This window comes from Corynebacterium tuberculostearicum (assembly GCF_032821615.1).
Classification (GTDB): Bacteria; Actinomycetota; Actinomycetes; order Mycobacteriales; family Mycobacteriaceae; genus Corynebacterium; species Corynebacterium tuberculostearicum_H.
The window spans coordinates 1-4498 of the sequence record NZ_JAVBIF010000036.1 but is presented as its reverse complement, the minus strand read 5'-3'; the positions used below and the strand labels follow the sequence as shown (position 1 = coordinate 4498).

General features: G+C 51.6%; 4 protein-coding genes and 1 pseudogene. 4 read left to right on the top strand and 1 reads right to left on the bottom strand.

The window, feature by feature from the left end; genetic code table 11:
* Positions 1 to 494, bottom strand: a pseudogene (locus RAE09_RS11665) (IS6 family transposase); the annotation flags it as partial.
* Positions 495 to 867: 373 nt separating this feature from the next.
* On the opposite strand from RAE09_RS11665, the gene RAE09_RS11660 reads away from it, so the two are divergent.
* The 4 genes from RAE09_RS11660 to RAE09_RS11645 form a co-directional block, all read left to right on the top strand.
* A complete protein-coding gene (locus RAE09_RS11660; RefSeq protein ID WP_316981756.1) occupies positions 868 to 1863 on the top strand; it encodes a TOMM precursor leader peptide-binding protein in 996 nt (331 codons plus the stop codon).
* Between the two features lie 3 nt (positions 1864 to 1866).
* A complete protein-coding gene (locus RAE09_RS11655; RefSeq protein ID WP_316981755.1) occupies positions 1867 to 3189 on the top strand; it encodes a YcaO-like family protein in 1323 nt (440 codons plus the stop codon).
* Positions 3190 to 3199: 10 nt separating this feature from the next.
* Positions 3200 to 4063 (top strand): SagB/ThcOx family dehydrogenase, encoded by an 864-nt coding sequence (locus tag RAE09_RS11650; RefSeq protein WP_316981754.1) that lies wholly within the window; start codon positions 3200 to 3202, stop codon positions 4061 to 4063.
* A partial coding sequence (locus tag RAE09_RS11645; protein ID WP_316981753.1) for a hypothetical protein occupies positions 4060 to 4498 on the top strand: 439 nt, incomplete at its 3' end. The genes RAE09_RS11650 and RAE09_RS11645, both read left to right, overlap by 4 nt.

The following is a 4498-nucleotide window of genomic DNA, read 5'->3' as shown; positions in this document are numbered from 1 at the left end:
TGCCGGTGTTTCACTGTTGGCGGGCAGATTCCCTCTGACTTCAACTCGGCGATTGCCCTGGCAAGGCAGGGTGCTTTATCGGTGTTGATCACTCTGGGATACCCGGCTGACGCATTGGATTTGAGGGCCTTGGCTAGGAAACGCTTCGCTGCGGCCACGTTCTGCTTCGAAGAGAGGTAAAAGTCCAGGGTCTGGCCACCGGCGGTGATCGCCCGATAGAGGTAGCACCACCTGCCGCCGACCCGGATATAGGTCTCATCCACCCGCCAGGAACTGGCCTGCCAGTCAGGTACCTGCCGGTACCACCGTGTTTGCTTGTCCAGCTCGGGGACGTATTTCTGGACCCAGCGGTAGATCGTGGTGTGATCGACTGGCACGCCCCGCTGAAGTCATCATTTCCTCCAGATCGCGGTAGCTCACCCCGTAGCGGCAGTACCACCCACTGCCCATAGAATGATGCCACGGGGGAAATGACAACCGGAGAAGATACCCATGGCTGTGATTATTTCACGTCGCCCTTCCTACTGCCCCAACTTTGCAACAGCAACCTCTATATCCAAGAACCTATTGGATTAGATGAAAATGAGAGTAGTCTATGATAGAATCTAATCGGTAATCACCCCCCCGTTAGAAAGGATACAAGTACCGTATGTCTCTCACACTCGCTGAAAACCTGGACGATTTCGTTCACCAGACTGACTCTTCCAAAGATCTTTCCGCTGCGCCTGCTGCGTGGTGCTGTAGCTCGATTGTGTGCTGCTGCTGCTAGCAGCGTGACCCTATGAACGGGCGGCGTGCTTTCTCTCAGGGTGCGTCGCCCGTTTCCTCTTGGTCCATCTTTGGATAAGACTTCGAAAAGGAACGGACATGGCATATTTCATAGCCCCGTGGTACCGCGTTCGTGCTGATGAGAACACTCTAGTGTTCCGACATGGTGATCGATATACAGTATTCGAGGGTGCTGCCGTTGTCCCAGCAGTAAAGGCTGTGACAGAGAAACTACTGGCGACGAAAGATTCAGATAAAGCGATTGAGAGTTTTGATGAGTCTTCTCGCTCAGTAGCTAAGAAAATTATAAACAAGCTCGTACAGCTGAATGTGGCAGTCAAAACATGGGAAACTGAATCACCAACAGCGATGTCGCTCAGGGAAAAACTAGGAGAAATTGTGTCGGCGGATGAGATTGAATCTTCACTGCAGGGACAACGAGTAGGGGTGATCTCTGATCGCACGTTGTCTAAAGTGGCCACGTCCGTATTGAAACGCTTATTGGACGACGTATTGATCGTCGATACCGTATCGCCAGAAAACGCAGAAGCGGAACTGGATAATATGGAGAGTGACCGCATGATTGTCTGTGCTCCATCCTCGGATACGAGTAAGTTGCTTTTGGCAGTCAACAAATGGGCGTTAAAAAACAGCCGTAGTTGGATGCAAGTTCTTCCTTTCAACGGCTCGCGCGCCGCGGTTGGCCCATTATTCATCCCAAGGGAAACCGGTTGTTATAACTGTTTCCGCTTGCGAACACTTTCGGCATCACCATCGGTAGATGAGGCGATGGCTTTTGACCGGGGAACGGAACTTCCAGGTCAGGAACACACATCCGAGACATGGTCCTCGCCAGCAGAGGACATGGTAGTCTGGGCGACAGCGGTTGGGCTTCTTCAGCAGGAAGTTTTAGATCTTTCGAACCTTCCCTTGACACCTTTGCGAGGCCAGTGCCATACCTTGAGCTTTACTCCGGGTGGAGTTGATATTAAAAAACATCGTTTGTTTAAGGTTCCGCGCTGTCCGGAATGCCAAGGGGCTAATCTTCCTCTCCCGCAGCCTTGGCCGACTATCCTAGTTGAGGGGATACAGTAACTAGTGTCTATACCTGCACGAATCAAGAGTGAAGTTAAATGGAGTGACCGGAAGGCTAGCAACCGTGCACTACATGAGTTGGGGTCGTCGTATATTGGTGTGGCTCCAGTCTCCTATGCCATCACGTATGAACCTGGAGAGTTACCGTCGACGTATATTGGGATTGAGTGTTGCGAGGCGCAACTCACCTTGGGGTATCCAGCTAACCGTAACAATGGTGGGGCTAACTTAGAGGCTGAGTCCTCATTTCTTGCAGGAGTCGCAGAGACCATAGAGAGGTACAGTGCGGCCTACGCAATGATGTCTGATCTGCAGGCCGATCCACGACTACCGGCCCTTCTCCCCGCTGGAGGGAGGCCCTTCTCCCCCGAACAGTATGAGCGGCACGGATTCGGTTACGCCCCTTACGACGAGGAAGCCATGTTATGGACTACGGCGTATGACCCTCTAACAGAGACAGAAGTTCGAGTTCCGTCATCGGCTGTATTTCTCCGAGAATTTTCCGCTCAACCGAAGGCTCATGATTATCACACCAGCAATGGTCTAGCAGCGGGTCCCTCATTGGAGGAAGCTTTTCTTTCTGGACTGCTTGAGCTGATCGAGCGTGACGGTGTGATGCGTGCATGGGAATCTCGGTGGTCGCCACCTAAGATCAATATGTATTCAGGTCCTCGGGTACGGAATTTTGTCGAAGAATATGCATCGAGATCCGCTTTAGAATACACAGCCTTGGATTTAACTCCTCTGACAGGGGTTCCCACGGTTCTGGGGGTCGTGATCGACTCTCGAGGTGGAGAATCCATGATGGGGACCGGAGCCAAGGCATCTTGGGATCCGGAGCAGGCGACGATTGGGGCATTGACAGAAGCATTCCATTGTGTAGGTTACAGCAAAAATATTCTCAGATCTCGTGGCCGTATGCCGGAAGATGCTCGGTTGGCGCGTCAGAATGTTCGCGACCTTGAGGATCATGTGAGGTTCTATGCGTCGTCGGAAGCAGTCAAACGATCCTCTTGGTTACTTTCTTGCACTAAGACTTCAGATCTGAGTGAGATGGGATCAATTGAGGCACCAACTCCGGGGCAGGCGGTGCTGAATTTACTCGAAATTCTCGCTGAACAAGGTGTACGGTGCGCGGGTGTTGACGTGACATCTCCTGACATTGCGGAAACTCCGCTGCGGGTCGTCCGGGTGATTTCCGATGAACTCGTTCCCCTTACCGTGGGATACGGAAATGCTCATCTCGGTTATTCTAGGCTGGCCTCAATGTTTTCCGCCAGTTCAGGATCGCCGTCTATTAATCCCGATCCTCACCCCTTTCCGTAGGAGAACTAGAATGCGCGTACCAAATACAGAATTTATTATCAAAAATCCCTTCCCCTCTGAGATTGATGATGCTGCGGAAAATTACGTTGAAGCTACAAAGGTTCATCGTCGAACTATGGGCTTAGACCTCCCTAATATCTCCAAAGTTTCCGCGATGACAGAGGTTATCAAAGCAACTTTTCACTCCACGAAGTCGGTGAGTGGCCCTCGTGACATCTTTTTACCTGAACCAGGGAGCATTACTTTCGAGAAACAGTCGCAGGAGCAACCGATTAGTGATCGTTTGGCAGATGTGCTCCGCCGTCGGAGTTCAGTGCGGGAGATTTTACCGTCGGCACCTATCTCTCTAGAGATGTTATCTTATTTGTTATGGTGCGCGGACGGAGTCACTAAGGAAATTCAGCCGGGGCAACGTGGCAGAACCGCTCCTAGCGGAGGTGCCCTTTATCCACGGGATATTTACTGTGTTACGTCGACCAATAATGCGCTTCCGACCTTAAGTGGCGCTACATGGCACTATAACCCCTATACCCACGCCTTGGAATGGATTAGTGATTCTGGGCTCGAGAAGGTTTTTGACTATGAGTGGCACCAGAGCGTTATCAAGCACGCGCAGGCGTGTTTGATAGTTTCTGGGAACTTCTGGCGTAACAGATTTAAATACAATCTACGAGGCACTCGTTTCGCGCATTTGGAAGCTGGCATGGTCACTGAAAACTTCTTGCTTGCTTCGACGGTATGTGGTGTCCAAGCGATGCCTTTCGGCGGCTATTTTGATGATGAACTAGCGCAGGCCTGTGGCATGGACGGGTTGCACGAAGCGCCGTTGTCCGTCGTGTTATTCGGCGGCCAGGTTAATGGCCATGGCGCATGATTTTTTCCTTGGTTGTTACCTTCGGGTGGTTTTTTGTCGGTGCGACGTGCAGTCCTTGGGTGCGCAACCGGGCACAGTGGTTTATTGTTGATCTATTTTACTGTGTCGTATGTCTGCTCGTTGGAGCGATGTTTTACGGTTTCAAGATGTGGCTGAGTTGCCCACTTTTCGCAGAAAAGTCGTTTTTAGAACGAGTCGTAGTTGCGGTGGTGGGCGGGCTGGTTGCATTGACTCTGCCGGGAATGATCCTTCTAGTGCGACAGCACCTAGAAGGATCACCCCTTCAGTTTGGACGGCTGGTATTGGTTCGTCCACCTGTCGCGGAACTCTGCTTGCTGATAGCCGTAGCGATTGCCGAGGAAGTTGTTTTTCGTGGTGTGTTAATTTATGCCCTGACTGCGGATGGACTCGGCGGATATCAATCCACGATGGTGT

What these genes read in the sequence shown, in the direction of transcription:
- RAE09_RS11660 (WP_316981756.1), top strand. Translation starts at nt 868, where the DNA reads ATGGCATATTTCATAGCCCCGTGGTACCGCGTTCGTGCTGATGAGAAC.
- RAE09_RS11650 (WP_316981754.1), top strand. Translation starts at nt 3,200, where the DNA reads ATGCGCGTACCAAATACAGAATTTATTATCAAAAATCCCTTCCCCTCT.